General features: G+C 61.4%; 20 protein-coding genes and 2 pseudogenes. 10 read left to right on the top strand and 12 right to left on the bottom strand.

Translation table 11 applies throughout. The features are described 5' to 3' along the window. From F1542_RS17375 to F1542_RS10135, 3 genes and pseudogenes are all read right to left on the bottom strand, one after another. A pseudogene (locus F1542_RS17375) lies at positions 1-227 on the bottom strand (hypothetical protein); the annotation flags it as partial. 168 nt (positions 228-395) lie between these two features. Beyond that, entirely contained in the window at positions 396-578 is a 183-nt protein-coding gene (locus F1542_RS10140) for a hypothetical protein (protein ID WP_019085838.1), read from the bottom strand. A gap of 203 nt (positions 579-781) precedes the next feature. Then, a complete protein-coding gene (locus F1542_RS10135; protein WP_193732926.1) occupies positions 782-943 on the bottom strand; it encodes a hypothetical protein in 162 nt (53 codons plus the stop codon). Positions 944-1161: 218 nt separating this feature from the next. On the opposite strand from F1542_RS10135, the gene F1542_RS10130 reads away from it, so the two are divergent. Continuing rightward, complete coding sequence (locus tag F1542_RS10130; protein WP_010508670.1) at positions 1162-1338, top strand: hypothetical protein; 177 nt, start codon at positions 1162-1164, stop codon at positions 1336-1338. A 420-nt stretch (positions 1339-1758) separates the two neighbouring features. Next, on the top strand, positions 1759-1914 hold the full coding sequence (locus tag F1542_RS10125; RefSeq protein ID WP_227001026.1) for a hypothetical protein: 156 nt from the start codon (positions 1759-1761) through the stop codon (positions 1912-1914). Between the two features lie 30 nt (positions 1915-1944). Here the strand turns inward: F1542_RS10125 and F1542_RS10120 are convergent, their stop codons facing one another. Both F1542_RS10120 and F1542_RS10115 read right to left on the bottom strand, forming a co-directional pair. Beyond that, positions 1945-2118, bottom strand: coding sequence for a hypothetical protein (locus tag F1542_RS10120; protein ID WP_010508667.1), 174 nt, complete (start codon positions 2116-2118; stop codon positions 1945-1947). Positions 2119-2200: 82 nt separating this feature from the next. After that, positions 2201-3403: an aldose epimerase family protein gene (locus tag F1542_RS10115; RefSeq protein WP_193732925.1), complete on the bottom strand. Its 1203-nt coding sequence runs from the start codon at positions 3401-3403 to the stop codon at positions 2201-2203. 137 nt (positions 3404-3540) lie between these two features. Here F1542_RS10115 and F1542_RS10110 point away from each other — a divergent pair, with 137 nt between their 5' ends. Together F1542_RS10110 and F1542_RS10105 are read left to right on the top strand one after the other, a co-directional pair. After that, a complete protein-coding gene (locus F1542_RS10110) occupies positions 3541-4014 on the top strand; it encodes a surface-adhesin E family protein (RefSeq protein ID WP_227672646.1) in 474 nt (157 codons plus the stop codon). A gap of 93 nt (positions 4015-4107) precedes the next feature. Next, the gene (locus F1542_RS10105; RefSeq protein ID WP_193732923.1) at positions 4108-4485 is read left to right on the top strand and encodes a hypothetical protein; all 378 of its coding nucleotides are present in this window, start codon (positions 4108-4110) and stop codon (positions 4483-4485) included. Positions 4486-4489: 4 nt separating this feature from the next. On the opposite strand, the gene F1542_RS10100 is transcribed toward F1542_RS10105, so the two are convergent. Further along, a complete protein-coding gene (locus F1542_RS10100; protein WP_193732922.1) occupies positions 4490-5620 on the bottom strand; it encodes a hypothetical protein in 1131 nt (376 codons plus the stop codon). A gap of 193 nt (positions 5621-5813) precedes the next feature. Between F1542_RS10100 and F1542_RS10095 the strand changes: the two genes are divergently transcribed. Beyond that, positions 5814-6392: a hypothetical protein gene (locus tag F1542_RS10095; protein ID WP_193732921.1), complete on the top strand. Its 579-nt coding sequence runs from the start codon at positions 5814-5816 to the stop codon at positions 6390-6392. A 67-nt stretch (positions 6393-6459) separates the two neighbouring features. Here F1542_RS10095 and F1542_RS10090 read toward each other — a convergent pair whose 3' ends face one another. Both F1542_RS10090 and F1542_RS10085 read right to left on the bottom strand, forming a co-directional pair. Beyond that, the gene (locus F1542_RS10090) at positions 6460-7314 is read right to left on the bottom strand and encodes a glycosyltransferase family 25 protein (RefSeq protein ID WP_193732920.1); all 855 of its coding nucleotides are present in this window, start codon (positions 7312-7314) and stop codon (positions 6460-6462) included. A gap of 92 nt (positions 7315-7406) precedes the next feature. Continuing rightward, positions 7407-7598 carry a hypothetical protein gene (locus F1542_RS10085; protein WP_193732919.1) on the bottom strand — a complete coding sequence of 64 codons (192 nt, stop codon included), beginning with the start codon at positions 7596-7598 and terminating at the stop codon, positions 7407-7409. Between the two features lie 55 nt (positions 7599-7653). Between F1542_RS10085 and F1542_RS10080 the strand changes: the two genes are divergently transcribed. After that, positions 7654-8193 (top strand): hypothetical protein, encoded by a 540-nt coding sequence (locus tag F1542_RS10080; RefSeq protein ID WP_346011885.1) that lies wholly within the window; start codon positions 7654-7656, stop codon positions 8191-8193. A 48-nt stretch (positions 8194-8241) separates the two neighbouring features. Here F1542_RS10080 and F1542_RS10075 read toward each other — a convergent pair whose 3' ends face one another. After that, complete coding sequence (locus F1542_RS10075; protein ID WP_193732918.1) at positions 8242-8421, bottom strand: hypothetical protein; 180 nt, start codon at positions 8419-8421, stop codon at positions 8242-8244. 272 nt (positions 8422-8693) lie between these two features. On the opposite strand from F1542_RS10075, the gene F1542_RS10070 reads away from it, so the two are divergent. Further along, positions 8694-10094 carry a gluconate:H+ symporter gene (locus F1542_RS10070; RefSeq protein ID WP_193732917.1) on the top strand — a complete coding sequence of 467 codons (1401 nt, stop codon included), beginning with the start codon at positions 8694-8696 and terminating at the stop codon, positions 10092-10094. Between the two features lie 102 nt (positions 10095-10196). On the opposite strand, the gene F1542_RS10065 is transcribed toward F1542_RS10070, so the two are convergent. After that, positions 10197-12737: an excinuclease ABC subunit UvrA gene (locus F1542_RS10065; RefSeq protein WP_227672647.1), complete on the bottom strand. Its 2541-nt coding sequence runs from the start codon at positions 12735-12737 to the stop codon at positions 10197-10199. A 209-nt stretch (positions 12738-12946) separates the two neighbouring features. On the opposite strand from F1542_RS10065, the gene F1542_RS10060 reads away from it, so the two are divergent. From F1542_RS10060 to F1542_RS10050, 3 genes are all read left to right on the top strand, one after another. Then, the gene (locus tag F1542_RS10060; RefSeq protein WP_227672644.1) at positions 12947-13408 is read left to right on the top strand and encodes a hypothetical protein; all 462 of its coding nucleotides are present in this window, start codon (positions 12947-12949) and stop codon (positions 13406-13408) included. A 200-nt stretch (positions 13409-13608) separates the two neighbouring features. After that, positions 13609-13839, top strand: a complete 231-nt coding sequence (locus tag F1542_RS10055) for a DUF2171 domain-containing protein (protein ID WP_010508653.1) — start codon at positions 13609-13611, stop codon at positions 13837-13839. Positions 13840-13877: 38 nt separating this feature from the next. After that, positions 13878-14600 (top strand): M15 family metallopeptidase, encoded by a 723-nt coding sequence (locus F1542_RS10050; protein ID WP_193732914.1) that lies wholly within the window; start codon positions 13878-13880, stop codon positions 14598-14600. Between the two features lie 12 nt (positions 14601-14612). Here F1542_RS10050 and F1542_RS10045 read toward each other — a convergent pair whose 3' ends face one another. Together F1542_RS10045 and F1542_RS10040 are read right to left on the bottom strand one after the other, a co-directional pair. After that, a complete protein-coding gene (locus F1542_RS10045; protein ID WP_193732913.1) occupies positions 14613-14924 on the bottom strand; it encodes a hypothetical protein in 312 nt (103 codons plus the stop codon). 84 nt (positions 14925-15008) lie between these two features. Then, positions 15009-15163 (bottom strand): annotated as a pseudogene (locus F1542_RS10040) (IS630 family transposase); the annotation flags it as partial.

Below are 15163 nucleotides of genomic sequence, written 5' to 3'. Positions count from 1 at the left end.
CCACCATGGAAACCGCCACCGGGGCCGCCGCGACCGCCACCCCATCCACCGCCACGCCCGATATATTCGGGCGCGCCGCCGTAATAATCGCCATATCCGCTATAATAACCCCCGCTGGGGCCATAACCGTACCCACCGTAATAGCCGCCATATCCGGGGCCATCCACGCAGGCGACAAGCGGACTGGCCAAAACCAGTACCGACAGTGACCGGGTCAGTCGTTTCATGGGAAAGAGTGTCCTTTTTTCCATATACAGCTTCACGTCCTGATCCTGTCAGGTTTCCAACTGTATAAAGAAAAAAGGCATAAAGACGACCGGTGATGGCCGTCATCCCGCCCGGCGGGGGCATACTGTCGTACGCCCCCGCCTGTCGGCGGGGTTTCAGGAATTATTTCAGGCCGTCTTCAGGTTATCGGCCTTGGCCAGTTCCTTGACGCGGCGCAGCAGGGAAACGGCATAATCCTCGGCTTCCATGGCGGAAGAAAAACCGCCCAGCGTGCCGGTCAGGCCGCCGATGCTTACTTCCAGGCTGTACTTGCCCTGTGCGTCGGGACCACTGGTTGCCACTTTGCTCATGATAGCATCCTAATTCTTGTTCTGTAGGGGACACACGGCGTGTCCGTTCCCATTCACATGGGGTGGGACCACGCCATGAACCATGTCTGCCACCGCATGGCTGCCTGTCATGCGGCCATCTTGACATGGGAGTGGTCAATACCGGGCCATGCCATGTTGCCCGGCCGGGCCGGATGCGTCATGTCCCGACCCGTATCCGCCTGTTATTTCTGGCGGGCGAGTTCGGCTTCCAGCTTTCTGGCGCGTGCTTCAAGTGCCCGGGCGTGCTCGGGCCGGTCCTTCAGTGCAATGGCGTAATCACGGCGCACCTGTTCCAGTTCGCGCTGCAGGTCCGTGGCGGAAGGCAGGTGATGTTCTGATGACATGAGGTCTTCCTGTATGCTGTATCGGGTTCCCCCTTCATGTCGGAACATCTTTCCCTGCGGCAACCTGCCCTTTGTGCGGATGTGGTATGACATGGCCGGACAACGGCTTGTGATGTCCGCCATCGCTGGCATGATTGGCGGGTGCGGGCAGGGTCGTGGGCTAATATGACCATGCCCCAGCACAGGACCGCCATAATCGGAAGAAAGGAGAACCGGACGTGGATTTCAAGGCAGGTGATATCGTGGTGGTCAGGGATGATGCACCGGTCAAACCGGAACTGCGCGGAATGAAGGGTGACATCGTCGAAATCATCGAAAATGGCCAGATCCGCGTGCGTAGTGACCGTACGGGCAATGACGAATGGTTTTCCGCATCCGACCTGCGGCATGAATGAACCGGAGCCGGGTCAGTCCCCGTCCCACAGACGCAGGAAGGCGTATGGATAAGCCGCGCATGTCCGGACAAGGTGCCGCATGCGCGCGGGCCATTGACGTGGCGGGGTGGAAAGGGTGCCGGTTGCCTGCATGACCTTGCTCCTTGCCGATGTGGGGTATCCCTGTCGTGGGGCCTGTGCCCTAAGGGTTCATGAAGCCATCAACGTCATGACGATACGCAAGGATGCATCGGCGCGGGATCACATCTGCATGAAATGGTCCCTGATACGCGGCAGGCGCATTGCCGCTGCGCATGCTGTGTTTGGACGATTGACCGTTCAGGGTGTTAGAAGGGCAGGGACCGGGCCTGCCGGTAACCGGATCGACAGACAGCGAAGAGATTGATGAACCGCGGCAAGATTGTAAAATGGGTTACCATTGTGTCCCTGCTCCTGATGATTGGCAGCGTGGGTGTTCTGGTGCGCGGCATGACGGCTGAAGGGATCGGCCCGATATCATGGATGGTGGCTGAAGGGCTGGCCGGACTTGGTCTGCTGGGGCTTGGCGTCATCAACCTGAGTGGCGGGCGCGACTGATACCGCTACGCCCGCACCCGGTCGTGCGGGCTAGTTGCCCATGCCCGGTCCACCACTTCCGCCGGGTCCGTCGCTGGGCGCATCCTGCCCCGGTGATCCGGTCATGCCACCGATACCGCCGCTTTCGCTTGGATCAGAGGGCGAATGACCGGACTGGCATGCTGCCAGCCCCGCGAGCAGAAGCACAACGGCAATTTTTTTCATCTGGATCCTGTGTCCTTCAATCACGCTATAGCGAGGTATGTAAGGATATTCCTCCCGGAATCAACGGTATTCCCCATATTCCTTAAGGACGCGGATGGGGGACAGGTTGCACGCCCACGCGGTAAAGGGTGGTTTCGTCATATGTCTGCCCCGGCCGCAGTATGATGCTGGGAAAACCGGGATGGTTGGGGCTGTCGAGATAATGCTGTGTTTCCAGCGCCACGGCATCCGTCTGGCGATAGGCATGACCCGAAGGCCCGACGTAACTGCCGTCAAGCGCGTTGGATGTATAGACCTGCAGCCCCGGCTGCGTGGTCAGCACATCCAGCACCCGCCCCGATGCCGGGTCCCACAGGCGGGCCGCAGGCACCGGTATGCGCGATAGCTGACTGTTGACGATCCAGTTCTGGTCATAACCGTGCTGATACATCATCTGTAGATCCTGATCGCGCAGGCGCTCGCCAATACGGTGGGGCGTGCGGAAGTCCAGCGCCGTGCCCGCAACGGGTGCGACCGTGCCCAGCGGCAGTGATTTCGCATCAATGGGGATAAAGGTAGCGGCATTGACCTGCAGGACTTCGTTTTCGATCGAACCACTGCCTTCCCCACCCAGGTTGAAATAGCTGTGGTTCGTCAGGTTGACCACCGTCGGCCGGTCCGTTGTCGCGGTGTAGTGCAGTGACAGTTCATTGCCATCGTTCAGGCTAAAGGTGACATGCGTGGTCAGCGTGCCGGGGAAACCTTGATCCCCGTCCGGGCTGACCAGTTTCAGGGTCACGCTGGCGCTGCTGGCGGTGACGCTGGTGTTTTCCACCGTCCAGACATGCCTGTCGAACCCCTTGCGGCCACCATGCAGGGCGTTGGTCCCCTCGGTTCGGGGAATGTGGTAGGTCCGTCCGTCCAGCACGAAGGTACCGTTGGCGATGCGGTTGGCCACGCGCCCGACCGTCGCCCCAAAAAACAGGCCGCCACGTGCGCTGTCACGCGTATATCCCTCCAGTGTCGCGAACCCCAGCACGATATCCGCGACATGGCCGTGGGCATCGGGTGCATCAATGGCGGTGATGGTCGCGCCATAGGTCACGACCTGCACGCGCATGCCATGCCTGTTGGCCATGGTGAAGCGTTCAACCTTCTGGCCATCCGGGGTGATGCCAAACGGGGCACGGTCCAGTGTCACGGCTGGTGCGGGATCCGCATGGGCCGCCGTGACAACCGCCATCGCCAGCAGCCCGACAAGGGAAAAACGGCAGTTCCCGTGCGAAAAAAAGCGTGCATGGCGCATTCCTGTCATTATGGGGTCGGTATGAAGCCCTGTTCGCTGCTGTTTATCTTGCCGCTATGGGTTCGATCCTGCAAAACAGGGCAATGAATACGGGTGTGGTGTGTACGCGTGCGTTTCGCGCGCCTGAAAGGGAGAAGATGCGATACAGGGTTGTGGTGGCGCTGATGGCTGCGGGCATGGCCTGTGGTGGGATGGTAAACGGCGCAAGGGCGGCACAGGTGCAGGACCAGCCCGTATCCCCGGCCCCGCATGGTGAGACGGAACTGCAGAAGCTGCCGCCGTACCAGAACAAGGTGAATGAGTATATCGACCTTGCCTCGGTCCAGGTTCATGGCACGCATTCATCCGCCACGTTCATTCAGGATTTTGACGAGGACATGATCCGTCACGGGCTGCCCTTTGCCTCGGTCCGGTTTTCCGTCATGTACAACTGTGCGGCGGATACGTACCGCACGCTGTCCTACGCCACATGGTCGGGCCATATGGGCACGGGTCACCGGATTGCTGACGGCCCGGTACCGCGCGGCGAGATGACGGTTGACCCGTCGCTGCGCGATGGCAGGCGTATCGCATGCGCCCATGTGGGCCATAATCATGCCGGAGGGCAATAATCCCCCTTTTGGGGATAAACCAGTAAGTTATGTGGATAACAGCGTGGATGGGCCAGCGCGTTGCACGCTGCATGGCTGGGGGAACTGCTAAAAATGGACGATAAGGTTTCTGTGGATAGTCGTGTCATTGATGCCGTGGCGGCATCCCTGCCCACCGGCATGGGCCGTGATGCGGCTGCTGCACCGCCACAGGATCAGGCGCGTCTTTTCCTGCAGCAATTGGCGCGTCAGGGGCTGACGGTCGCCCCGCGTGAAGGCACAGAGGGCGCATCAGCCCTGCACCAGATTTCCGAAGGGTTGATCGACCTGTTTTCCAGTGAGGACCGCAAGCTGAAATACAGCGCCCTGCTGGTGCTGTTCCTTGTGCTGGTGGTACTCTATATCCAGCCGTTGGTCATCCTGTTCGGGCTGCTGCTCAGCGGTGTGGTCTTTTTCATCTTCGCATTGACGCGCCGTAACCCCACCGACTGATTTTTCAGGGGTGGGCGGCAGGTGTTGCCGGCGTATCACCCGCCTGCGCCGGGTTCTTGGCGGGCATGATGTCATCGCTACCGCTGGAGCCGGAGACAAGCTGCCACTGACGCCGGTCATCCTGATAGCGCGACAGGCACATAAGCAGTGCCTGGTACTTTTCCAGCCGCCCCGGATCGCTGACCAGTGACAGGCAGGCGGCGCGCAGGTCGCTGTCGTATCCGGTCCAGTGCGTGGTCAGGGCTGCCTGGCTTTTCTGTTCGGCGCCAATGCATTCTCCGTCCGTATCCTGCATTTCGATATGGGCACGGTCGCAGTTGGCCGCAATATCATATTGCGGCAGCACCAGTTTGCGCCCGTGCTGGGTATCGTACGGGTGATGGGCCAGCTTTTCTATATCCACCACCGGGGCTGCCGCATGGGCGGCAGGGGCGGGTTGCAGCGGCGGTGGCAGGCTTTCCCCATGCTGGGTGGCATACCGGGCCAGGTCATCAAGGGCGGCCATCGCCCCCTTTACCGAAAACGGTACCGGGTCGCGTTCGAACGGGATCAGCGCGCCCGTGGCCGCCCCCTGCAGGGCACTGACCAGATCGGGCACGGTATCGGGTTTCAGGTCGCCCCCTGCCGTGTCCCATTTCTGGGTATTGCCAAAGACCTGCAGCGCAATGGTGAATTTGCCGATCATCACCATGGCTGTCTCCACCCCTTTCGGGTTGTGGTAACGACCGTGGCGCTGGTGGAAGGCAATGCCGACCGTACCGCTGGTCGCGCGGTAGAACATGATATCCAGCGTGCCCTGATGGGACATGATCATGGGCTGGCCGCCCGGTCCGCTATTGGCGAATATCCAGTCCGGGTCGGCGGCGTGCGCGCAGGGCGTGGCGCAGAGGGTCCCGATTGCCAGGATGGCAGCAGGTAGCAGGCGCATCCCGGCTATTTCCTTCCAGTATCCATAAAATGTCATCAACGCGCCCCATGATAACGGCGTGATACCGACAAACCAATGCCGCCTGCACAGATCGCCCCTGTGGCGCGTCAAAATGAAAATCTTCTTTAGTATTATTTTCGCCGCCCGCATGGCACGCATCGCGTTTGAAAGAACGGACATATTTTGTCGCAGGCCTGTCACGATCATGCGGCATGCCGTCCGTGTTTCCCGTCATGGAAGCAGGCATGTGGAAATATCTTTTCCTGACCTGAATTATGACAATATATGTCTAAATCACGTCACAGTGATGCTGAAATTATCCATTATCCCGATTCGTCGGTCCTTGTTGCAATGGGATTGTCGCAAAGTGAACAGAAAACGGAATTTTCTTCTGGGTTGTATGGCGCTGATCACCGTGCCGGGGATCGCGTTAGCGCAGTCTTACGATGAACGGCCCCGTGCCGTGCCCGTGGCCATGCAGCCCGAGGACGAGAACAGCAGCCCCAGCCCGTCGCAGATGCTGGTGGATGAACGCGCCGGTGGCTGGGTCGCCATTCATCATACGCCTGATGCCGGTGTGCATACCGATCTGTGCATTGCCGGTTCGGAAAGCGAAATCCTGATGTTCCGTGCCGATGCCGATTCGCTGCAGGTGCGCAGCGCGGATGACCACTGGACGCTGGCCAATGGTGAAAAGGGCGACATGACGGTTACCGTGGGGGCCTATACCCGCGTGTTCCACATGCAGGCCAATGACGCCACGACCCTTGCCGCCGACATCCATGCCGATGACCTCACCCACCTGCTGGATGCCATGGCGACGTCGCATGTGGCACTGGTGAAGTTTGGCGATCGCACGACACTCAGCGTCAACCTGGCGGGAAGCATTCCCGTTCTGGACCGTTTCCGCGGCTGTACCGAAACCCAGCATTTCGCAAATCTGGGTCAGGGCGCGGGACAGAAGGCTTCCCCGTTCTAGGAAGTGAGGGCGCTGTGGCCTGCCGGGCCGGGGGCCTGCGCCAGGTCTTATATGTGCGGAAAACGGGTCAGATTTGCACGGGTGCGGAGGGAGGGGCCGCCTGCACGCGGTGCCGGTGCCGGTGCCAGTGGTCGGATGGCGCGTGGCCGTAATAGAACCCGCGTTTGAGTATGTTTTGCACCAGCCGCAGGCCGGGGTTGGCCGCGAAATACAGGGTGCGTTCCAGTCCTGTCGTGGTGGGTGCGCTGGCAAAGCGGGCATTGCCGATATGGGATGGGAATTTCCCGTTTTCCCGCGCCAGCCCGGGCCAGACGCTCAGGGCGCCCAGCCCGGTTTTCCATGGCTGGCCCATCAATGTGTCGATCGGTGTGGCCGTGTAGTCCAGGCAATGCAGGATCCGGCGCGCGCCAGATGGGGTAATCAGGTAGGCATGGGCGCCGCCGGGTGATGTGGACATGCGGGTCAGCCAGTAATCGCGCCCCAGTGGCACCAGCTTGCGCTGCAGGCGGGTGGCATGTTTTTCGTCGCCAAAAAAACGCACGAATTCCCATTCTTCCTGCCGCGCCATCAGGGCATGGATGACATAGGGCCAGTCGGTGGAAAGCAGGACGTCATCTTCCAGAATGACCGATGGCCGGTCCGTGGTCGCGACCCGCCGCATGGCCTTCCTGTGCGACAGCATGCAGGCTATTTCCCCCGGGTACAGATCCTTGCCCATGAAAATCCGGCGTCTGCGCCTGTTATAGATTCCATAATCATGATCGGTCAGGTCATGGGCATCGACCGCATCCAGAAAATCGAAATCAAGACCGAAGCCGGTAAGTTGCCGTGCCAGCGTATTCCGGCGTTCGATGGCGTGTGACAGGCTGATGATGATAATTTTTGGAAAATTATATTTCAGATCTGTTGGTTGTAGTGTCATTTTTATTTTTTATTCGTTTTACATAAACCACATGCGGACCAGATCGGGGCATACGCTAATGACATCATCATTGTAAAGAGAGGGATATATCGTCAATTCATCCTGATACCTGCCTGCACCATTCCCGTTGCGGGCAGGGCGGCAGGGCGCGTGACGCCACGCAATGCCGGGATGGCGATGGGCAAGGTGGGCGCCCCGTATGGTTGGGGGTGTAGGGCGGTTGTGCATGCATGGCAGCCCGCACGCTGGGCCGTGGTGACAATGGCGGTGTGTATGGCAAACATTCTTCCTTTGCGGATTGTCAGCACGGGCTGACCCACATGAAAAGGAAGACAGGACGTGAGGCGACGTTTTCATCTTGGCGTGCTGGCAGGCGGGCTGGCCCTTGTCGCGGCAGTAACCGCCCCCGGTCCCGCCACGGCACGGGAAGCGAAGGCACGCCATGAAGCAGCCCCGGCACCGGTGGCGACACTGGACGTGGCGGCGTTCCAGACACAGGCGGCCCAGTATGTGGGCAAGCTGGTTCGGGTCGAGGGGTGTTATATCACTTCTGCCAATTCAGGCGGGGCGGATTGCGCAGCCTTCCGTATTGCCGACCTGCCGGGGCAGGTGGACTGGAACGGGGCGGTGCCGCTTGATGGCCCGACGATGGAGGAATCCTCCTTCCGCAAGGCCCAGCAGATCTGTGGCGATACCGGCAAGAACGAACAGTGCCAGGCCGAGGTCAGCGGCGTGGTGTATGACCCGTTCGGGGATATGGGGGTACAGGGACAGCGCAATTTCGAACTGCGCAACGCCCGTATCCACTGGCTGGCGGAACCCGCGCCGCACAAGGCAGAACGCCGCCGCGCAGGCAAAGAACGTTCCGCTTCGCGCTAGGATCGCCTGAACCCGGCCCCTGAACCTGCGTTCCGGGGCGGGCGTGCCTTACCCGGCATGCCCGAGCAGGTGCGACAGCAGGGTCACCACACCACCGCACAGGACGCTGCCCATGACGACCATGGGCACGATCCACATTTCGCGCATGATGCTCTTGGCATGGTCCACGGCGCGGCGTGCATGCATGCTGCGGGCGGAGGGCAATGGCGTATTGATCATGGTTGTCATGGCATGGCGTCCCGGGGCGTTCAGGCCCCAAAAAAGCGACTGCGGTTCGTGACCGGTGGCGCGTAATGCAGACAGGATTGAAACCTGTCAAGCATGAAAATTTCCCCATGTTGCAGGGGACACGATAATCACCTGAAAAATTCCGGTTTCCCGCCATTGTGGCCGCAGGATATGCTTTTCATGCGTGTCGGCGTTGCGGGCCGTGTCGGGATGCCCGATAAGATCCGTTTGGCCGTCCAGGACAGGCCGCTCTTACGCCCGGGATTCCCTGCATGACTCCGCTTGCGCTGATTCTGGTTGGCATTGGTTCCATTGCCGTCCTGCTGTTGCTGATCCTGTGGCTGCGGCTGCATCCTTTCGTGGCCCTGCTGATTGTCGCGGTGGGGGTAGCGCTGCTGACCGGCATGCCGGTGACAAAGCTGGCTGACGCGGTGCAGGGCAGCATGGGCCGCACCATGGGCCATATCGCCATTATCGTAGCCCTTGGGGCCATGATCGGGCGCATGATCGACCTGTCTGGCGGGGCCGCTGTCGTAGCACAGGGACTGGTGCGCCGGGTGGGTGCGGCCCATGTGCCACTGGCGCTGGTCATTTCCGCCTTCGGGGTCGGTATTCCGGTGTTTTTTGAGGTCGGCGTCATCATGCTCATGCCGCTGGTCTATGGCATGGCACGGCAGACGGGACGGCCACCCGCGGTCTTTGGCATTCCCATGGCGGTCACCATGCTGACGGTGCATGCGTTGCTGCCACCCCATCCCGGCGCCGTGGCGGTGGCGGCGGCACTGGGTGTGGGCGCGGGGCACATGCTGTTGCTTGGCCTGCCGCTGGCGGCGGTGGTGACCGTGCTGACCTATGTGCTGACGCGCCCGATCATGGCGCAGCCCTTCGGCTGTGCGCCCGATATCCGCGCCGTGGTGGATGAAGCGCGCGACGCCGCCCGGGGCCATGGCGCGGCGGATGAACCCGCCCGCCTGTTCATGCAGGCTGGTCAGAAGCGTCCGGTCGGCATGGGGGAAATCGTCGCGGTCATTGCCGTGCCGGTCATGCTGATGGTGGCGGGCACGCTGGCGGGGGAACTCATGCCGCCCGGTCGCCTGCGGTCGGTGCTGGTCTTTGCGGGTATTCCCTTTGTCGCCCTTGGGCTGGATGTCATGTTGTGCGCATGGTTGCTGGGGCTGCGGCGCGGGCTGGCGCTGGCTACCGTATCCGAAGTGGTGGTCGCCGCCCTGCCGGGGACGGCCATCATCATCCTGATTACCGGCGCGGGTGGCGCATTTGCGCAGGTGCTGGTGGGCAGCGGCGTGGGTGATGCGCTGGGCGGCCTGCTGGCGGCAAGTGGGCTGCCATTGCTGGTGCTGGCCTTTGTCCTGACCATGATCCTGCGCGTGGCGCAGGGGCCGACTACGGTGGCGTTGATGACCACGGCGGGTATCCTTGGCCCCATGATCGGGCGGCTGCACCTGGACCAGACGCATCTGACGCTTGTGGCGCTGGCCATGGGGGCGGGCGGCATGGCGCTGTCGCATGTCAATGACGCGGGGTTCTGGATCGTGACCCGCATGTGCGGCGTGAGTGTGCGCGAAGGGCTGCGCAGCTGGAGCATCATGACGCTGGTTGCGGCCCTGCTGGTTTTCGCTGGTGTCGCCACGATGTGGGCAGTGCTGCCAGCCTGAAGGTATTAAGTCATAAAAGTTTTTGGGTGCCGCCTTTTTTCAAAAAGGCGGCGTTCTTCGAAGCTTTTTGAAAAAAGCTTCGCCAAAAACTTCTTTCTGTTTTCAGCCAGTTAGCGGCAGTAGAAACGGTGCAGTGCGGCTGTCGGATGCGCGTGCGACATCATGGGGCGTGCCTGCGGCGACAATCAGGCCGCCCGCATCCCCCGCACCGGGTCCCATGTCGATCACCCAGTCCCCACGTGCCGCAACCCGCATGTCATGTTCGGCCACCACGACGGTGTGGCCGCCATCGACCAGTGACTGCAGATGGGTCTGCAGCCGGTCCACATCCGCCGGGTGCAGGCCGGTGGTCGGTTCATCAAGGATATACAACGTGTGGCCCCGGCGCTGCTTCTGCAGTTCGGTCGCAAGCTTGATGCGCTGTGTCTCGCCCCCCGAAAGCTCGGTTGCGGGCTGTCCCAGTCGCAGGTAGCCCAGACCGCCCTGCTGCAACGTACCCAGCGCGTTGGCCAGTGATGGCGTGTCGGCAAAGAACACGGCCGCGTCGTCTACCGTCATGTTCAGGACATCGGCAATGGATTTCCCGCGTATCGTGATTTCCAGTACATCCGGCTGGTAGCGCGTGCCGTGGCAGGTGGGGCAGGGGGAATAGACACTGGGCAGGAACAGCAGTTCCACCATGACCGACCCAGCCCCCTCGCAGGTGGGACAGCGGCCCTTGGGCAGGTTGAAGGAAAAACGCCCGGCGTCGTAACCGCGTGATTTCGCAAGGTCGGTTGCGGCATACATCTGCCGTATCGTGTCAAACAGGCCGGTATAGGTCGCAAGGTTGGAACGCGGCGTGCGACCGATCGGCTTCTGGTCGATCATGACCAGCCGTTTGATCTGGTTGGCCCCGGAGGTGACATGTCCCTGCGGTGTGCCGATGGGCATGTCCTCGATGTTTTCGCCGTCCGTATCCTGCACCAGCTTCTGTCCCAGCGCATGGGCCACAATGGCGGGCAGGGCCTGACTGACCAGGCTGGACTTGCCCGACCCGGACAGGCCGGTGACGGTCACGAAGGTACCCAGCGGGATTTCGACACGCAGGTTACGGAGGTTGTTCCACGTGATCCCGTCCAGCTTTAGCCATCCCCTGGCCGGACGCGGCGTGCCCGCGATGGGCGTATCACTGGCGAACAGGTAGGGCGCGGTGCGCGACAGCTTCACGTCCCGCAGGCCATCTGGCGGGCCGCTGTACAGCACTTCGCCCCCGCGTGTGCCCGCATCGGGACCAACATCGACAATCCAGTCCGCGCGGCGGATCAGGTAGAGGTTGTGTTCGACGATGAACAGCGAATTCCCCGCCGCCTTCAGCCCTTCCAGCGCATCCAGCAGGTTATGGGCATCCGCCGGATGCAGCCCGCTGGAGGGTTCATCCAGCACATACACAACGCCAAACAGGTTGGACCGGATCTGTGTCCCCAGCCGCAGCCGCTGGTATTCCCCCGGTGACAGGGTGGTGACCGACCGGTCCGCCTGCAGGTATCCCAGCCCCAGATGTTCCAGCACCCCGATGCGGCCGATCAGGTCGGCGGCCATGCGGCGGGCGGCAATGGCGGTGGCGTCGCCTGCCTGTGGCGTATCGTCGGGCACCTGCGTGCCTTCGGCCAGTGGGGCGAGGGTGCGCGCGATGGTGGACAGGGTCTGCTGCGTCATCTGCGCAATGTTCAGCCCCGCCAGCGTGACACGCAGTGCGTCAGGGTTCAGGCGCTGTCCATGGCAGGTGGGGCACGGGGTCGCGGTCAGGAAGCGTTCGGCCCGCCTGCGCATGTTGGCACTCTGTGATGTCGCGAAGGTATGCAGCACGTAGCGCCGCGCGCCGGTGAATGTGCCGTTATAGGACGGCGGCACATGGTCGCGGATTGCACGCTGTACGGCAGCATGGTCCAGGCCGGGATAGACGGGGTAGGTCGGCGTTTCCTCGGTATAGAGGATCCAGTCGCGCGTTTTCTGCGGCAGGTCGCGCCATGGGCAGTCCACGTCCACGCCCTTGGTAATCAGGATATCGCGCAGGTTCTGCCCCTGCCATGCGGTGGGCCATGCGGCCACGGCGCGCTGGCGGATGGACAGGCTGTCATCGGGCACCAGCAGGTCCGTGGTGGTATCCATGATCCGGCCCTGCCCATGGCATTGCGGGCAGGCCCCCATGGGGGTGTTGACGGAAAAGGATTCCGCCTCCAGCCGTTTCATGCCGTCGGGATAATGTCCCGCGCGGGAATACAGCATGCGCAGCAGGTTCGACAGCGTGGTGATGCTGCCGACCGAAGACCGCCCGGTACCCGTGCCGCGCTGCTGTTGCAGGGCGATGGCGGGGGGCAGGCCCTCGATGGCGGTCACGTCGGGCACAGGCATCTGCCTGAACAGCCGACGTGCGTAAGGGGAGACGGATTCCAGGTACCGTCGCTGCGCTTCCGCATACAGCGTCCCGAAGGCGAGGGATGATTTCCCCGATCCCGAAACCCCCGTGAACACCACCAGCTGGTCGCGCGGCATGTCCACGCTGACATCCTTCAGGTTGTGTTCGCGCGCGCCACGCACATGCACGAAATCCGCCCGGCTGTGTGGATCGGGTTCAGGACTGGAAATGGGGCGCTGCGACATGGGATGGCCTTCATGCAATGTGCCGGTTGCGGCAGTACCCCCGTTATAACGCGGCGCCGGGGTTTTGTCTGGCATGCCTTTGTTACTGTTATCGCACATTATATAATTGAAAGTGATCCGATGGCAGGTCGCCCGCTTGACCGATGGAACGGGGCAGCGCATCAGAAAGATCGGATAATGACAAAGCGAATGATCAGGCAGGCGGAAGCATGAAAAGGTTCATCATACTGGGCGTATCCATATGCCTGTTTTCCGGGGTGGCCCATGCGGCGTCTGGACGGCATGGGGAAAAGACTTCCGTCATTGCCGAGGCGGAGCGTCATGTCGCGGCCACCCTACCTGACCCGCATGGGGCGACATTCCGCAATGTCACGGTCCATTCCATGGATGCGACGTCGGTCGTGTGCGGTGAAATGGCCCAGCATGACGCGCCTGCGGGCGGGGCGTTCATGAAGTTCGGCTACGTGCAGGGGCAGGATGATCCGGTGGTCTTCAGTGGTCGGGAAGTACCGCAGAAAGTCGAGTTCAATGAAGTCAATTCATGGCTGAATGACAGCATCAAGCTCGAGGATCTGGAGGAAATGGGTTGCGTGCCCCGTGGCACCTACCATAGCTATAATGAACGGCTGAATAAGGTCATGTCCCAGCGCAAGCAGTTTGGCGTGAACTGAGGGCAGGGCAACTTGTGCCCCCGGCGTGTGTTATGCGGGGCATGAATCCGGAGCGCCATGTCCATGGCGGCATCAATCGCAACCTGTCTGCCGGCCCGTATTGTCGGGGCGGCCCCGTGACCGGATGATCCTGGAATGATGGCGGGGTTCAGGCCGACAGGGCAGCGCGGCTTTTGTAGTTGCGCAGGGAAGGGAAATTCATGACAGATGTAACGCAGTCCATGCTGGGCCAGGATGTGTTCGCGACAGGTTCGGGCCGCATGGGCACGCTGACAGCCGTCAACACCAATGCGACCATCCAGATCACGGTTGATGGCCCGGCGGAAAGTACCTTCACCATTCCCGTATCGTGGGTACAGTCCACCGATGGTGGCAAGATCCTGCTCAGTCATACGCTGGAAGATGTACAGTCCTATACCCCGCCCGCCTGAATGGCGTCATGCTGACTATGTGATGGGAAAGGCCGCGCATGTCGCATGAAACGCAACGGCAGGCTGGTCCGATTGTCGATGTGCAGTCGGACGAAGAGTCATTCCGCGTGCCATTGCAACATGCGCCCGATGTGTTGCTGGCCAACGCACGGGCGGCGCGCATGCCGGTGTTTGCGCCTGCGCGCAGGGCCGTCGACCTGGTTGACGTAACACAGGTCGATCCGGCGATCGCACTGGATATCCGTTACGCCACGGCACGGAATTTTCTTGGCTTTCCTGTCTATCCGACAGTGCGGGCATTCCTGCAGCGCCCGGCGGCGCAGGCCCTGTCCCATGCGCGCATGCTTGCCGCGCAGCATGGCTATGGGTTGCTGGTGTATGACGCCTATCGTCCATGGCATGTCAGTTACCTGTTCCGGCAGGCGGTGCCGGAGGATCTGTACGAATTCGTCGGTGATCCCGCCACCGGTTCCCGTCACAACCGTGGATGCGCCGTGGATCTGACGCTGTGGGATCTTGCTACCCGCCAGGTGGTGTCCATGCCCTCGGGCTTTGATGAAATGACACCGTGCGCCCATGTGGCCTATGCCGGTGGCAATGCTGCGGCGCGTGCCCTGCGCGATCTGCTGGCCCGTATCATGACGGCAAGCGGCTTCCTGCCGCTGGCCGAGGAATGGTGGCATTTCGATTATGGGAACTGGCAGGATTATCCGGTCATGGACCTGCCGTTTGATGCGATCGGGCGCGATATCGCGCCCTGACCGCATCGGGCATCAGTCGTTGTGGATGGTGCGGTCAATCGAACGCCCGGCCTTTTCCGCCGGCCCTTTCGGCGGGTCGAACGTGTCCTGCATCTTGTCCCCGAAATGATCTATTTTCTCGCCGGTGGTTTCGTGGTGCCGCTTGCACCCGCTCAATCCCGTGCCGGCAAGAACCAGCGCCAGACCAAACGCTGCCAGCGGACGTATGCGGCGTCGGGGCGGATGTGCGGGACGGTCATGGTGCAGGGACAGGCGGAACTGGATACGGGTCGATGCGTCGGGCGTGGTCGGTAATGTCGGGGTTGAAGACGTATGCGTATCCATGTGCGGGTCCCTGCCTAGGTATGATGAATCCTCAACAGTGAAAGCGGTAGCCGGGTTCCGGTTGCACATAAATGTGAGCCGCCGCTAGTCACCTGAATCTGAAGTTCGGCTCATTGTCTTATGACAAAAGCGCTTCACCGAGGCGAGGATCTGGTCGGCTGATTTGACCCACCGATACGGCCGTGGGTTTTTGTTATGTGCATCGATAAAAGTTGTGATGTCAGCTTCGAGTGCAGTTG

It is taken from the genome of Komagataeibacter sp. FXV3 (genome assembly GCF_015155755.1).
GTDB lineage: Bacteria > Pseudomonadota > Alphaproteobacteria > Acetobacterales > Acetobacteraceae > Komagataeibacter.
The sequence above is the reverse complement of the archived record's forward strand: the minus strand, read 5'-3'. Positions and strand labels throughout refer to the sequence as shown.

Excerpts from the sequence above, each read along its gene's own strand:
- F1542_RS10140 (WP_019085838.1), bottom strand. The coding sequence starts at position 578 with ATGAGCAAAGTGGCAACCAGTGGTCCCGACGCACAGGGCAAGTACAGC.
- F1542_RS10135 (WP_193732926.1), bottom strand. The coding sequence starts at position 943 with ATGTCATCAGAACATCACCTGCCTTCCGCCACGGACCTGCAGCGCGAA.
- F1542_RS10120 (WP_010508667.1), bottom strand. The coding sequence starts at position 2,118 with ATGAAAAAAATTGCCGTTGTGCTTCTGCTCGCGGGGCTGGCAGCATGC.
- F1542_RS10115 (WP_193732925.1), bottom strand. The coding sequence starts at position 3,403 with ATGCGCCATGCACGCTTTTTTTCGCACGGGAACTGCCGTTTTTCCCTT.
- F1542_RS10110 (WP_227672646.1), top strand. The coding sequence starts at position 3,541 with ATGCGATACAGGGTTGTGGTGGCGCTGATGGCTGCGGGCATGGCCTGT.
- F1542_RS10105 (WP_193732923.1), top strand. The coding sequence starts at position 4,108 with ATGGACGATAAGGTTTCTGTGGATAGTCGTGTCATTGATGCCGTGGCG.
- F1542_RS10100 (WP_193732922.1), bottom strand. The coding sequence starts at position 5,620 with ATGATCGTGACAGGCCTGCGACAAAATATGTCCGTTCTTTCAAACGCG.
- F1542_RS10095 (WP_193732921.1), top strand. The coding sequence starts at position 5,814 with ATGGCGCTGATCACCGTGCCGGGGATCGCGTTAGCGCAGTCTTACGAT.
- F1542_RS10090 (WP_193732920.1), bottom strand. The coding sequence starts at position 7,314 with ATGACACTACAACCAACAGATCTGAAATATAATTTTCCAAAAATTATC.
- F1542_RS10085 (WP_193732919.1), bottom strand. The coding sequence starts at position 7,598 with ATGTTTGCCATACACACCGCCATTGTCACCACGGCCCAGCGTGCGGGC.
- F1542_RS10075 (WP_193732918.1), bottom strand. The coding sequence starts at position 8,421 with ATGACAACCATGATCAATACGCCATTGCCCTCCGCCCGCAGCATGCAT.
- F1542_RS10070 (WP_193732917.1), top strand. The coding sequence starts at position 8,694 with ATGACTCCGCTTGCGCTGATTCTGGTTGGCATTGGTTCCATTGCCGTC.
- F1542_RS10065 (WP_227672647.1), bottom strand. The coding sequence starts at position 12,737 with ATGTCGCAGCGCCCCATTTCCAGTCCTGAACCCGATCCACACAGCCGG.
- F1542_RS10060 (WP_227672644.1), top strand. The coding sequence starts at position 12,947 with ATGAAAAGGTTCATCATACTGGGCGTATCCATATGCCTGTTTTCCGGG.
- F1542_RS10055 (WP_010508653.1), top strand. The coding sequence starts at position 13,609 with ATGACAGATGTAACGCAGTCCATGCTGGGCCAGGATGTGTTCGCGACA.
- F1542_RS10050 (WP_193732914.1), top strand. The coding sequence starts at position 13,878 with ATGTCGCATGAAACGCAACGGCAGGCTGGTCCGATTGTCGATGTGCAG.
- F1542_RS10045 (WP_193732913.1), bottom strand. The coding sequence starts at position 14,924 with ATGGATACGCATACGTCTTCAACCCCGACATTACCGACCACGCCCGAC.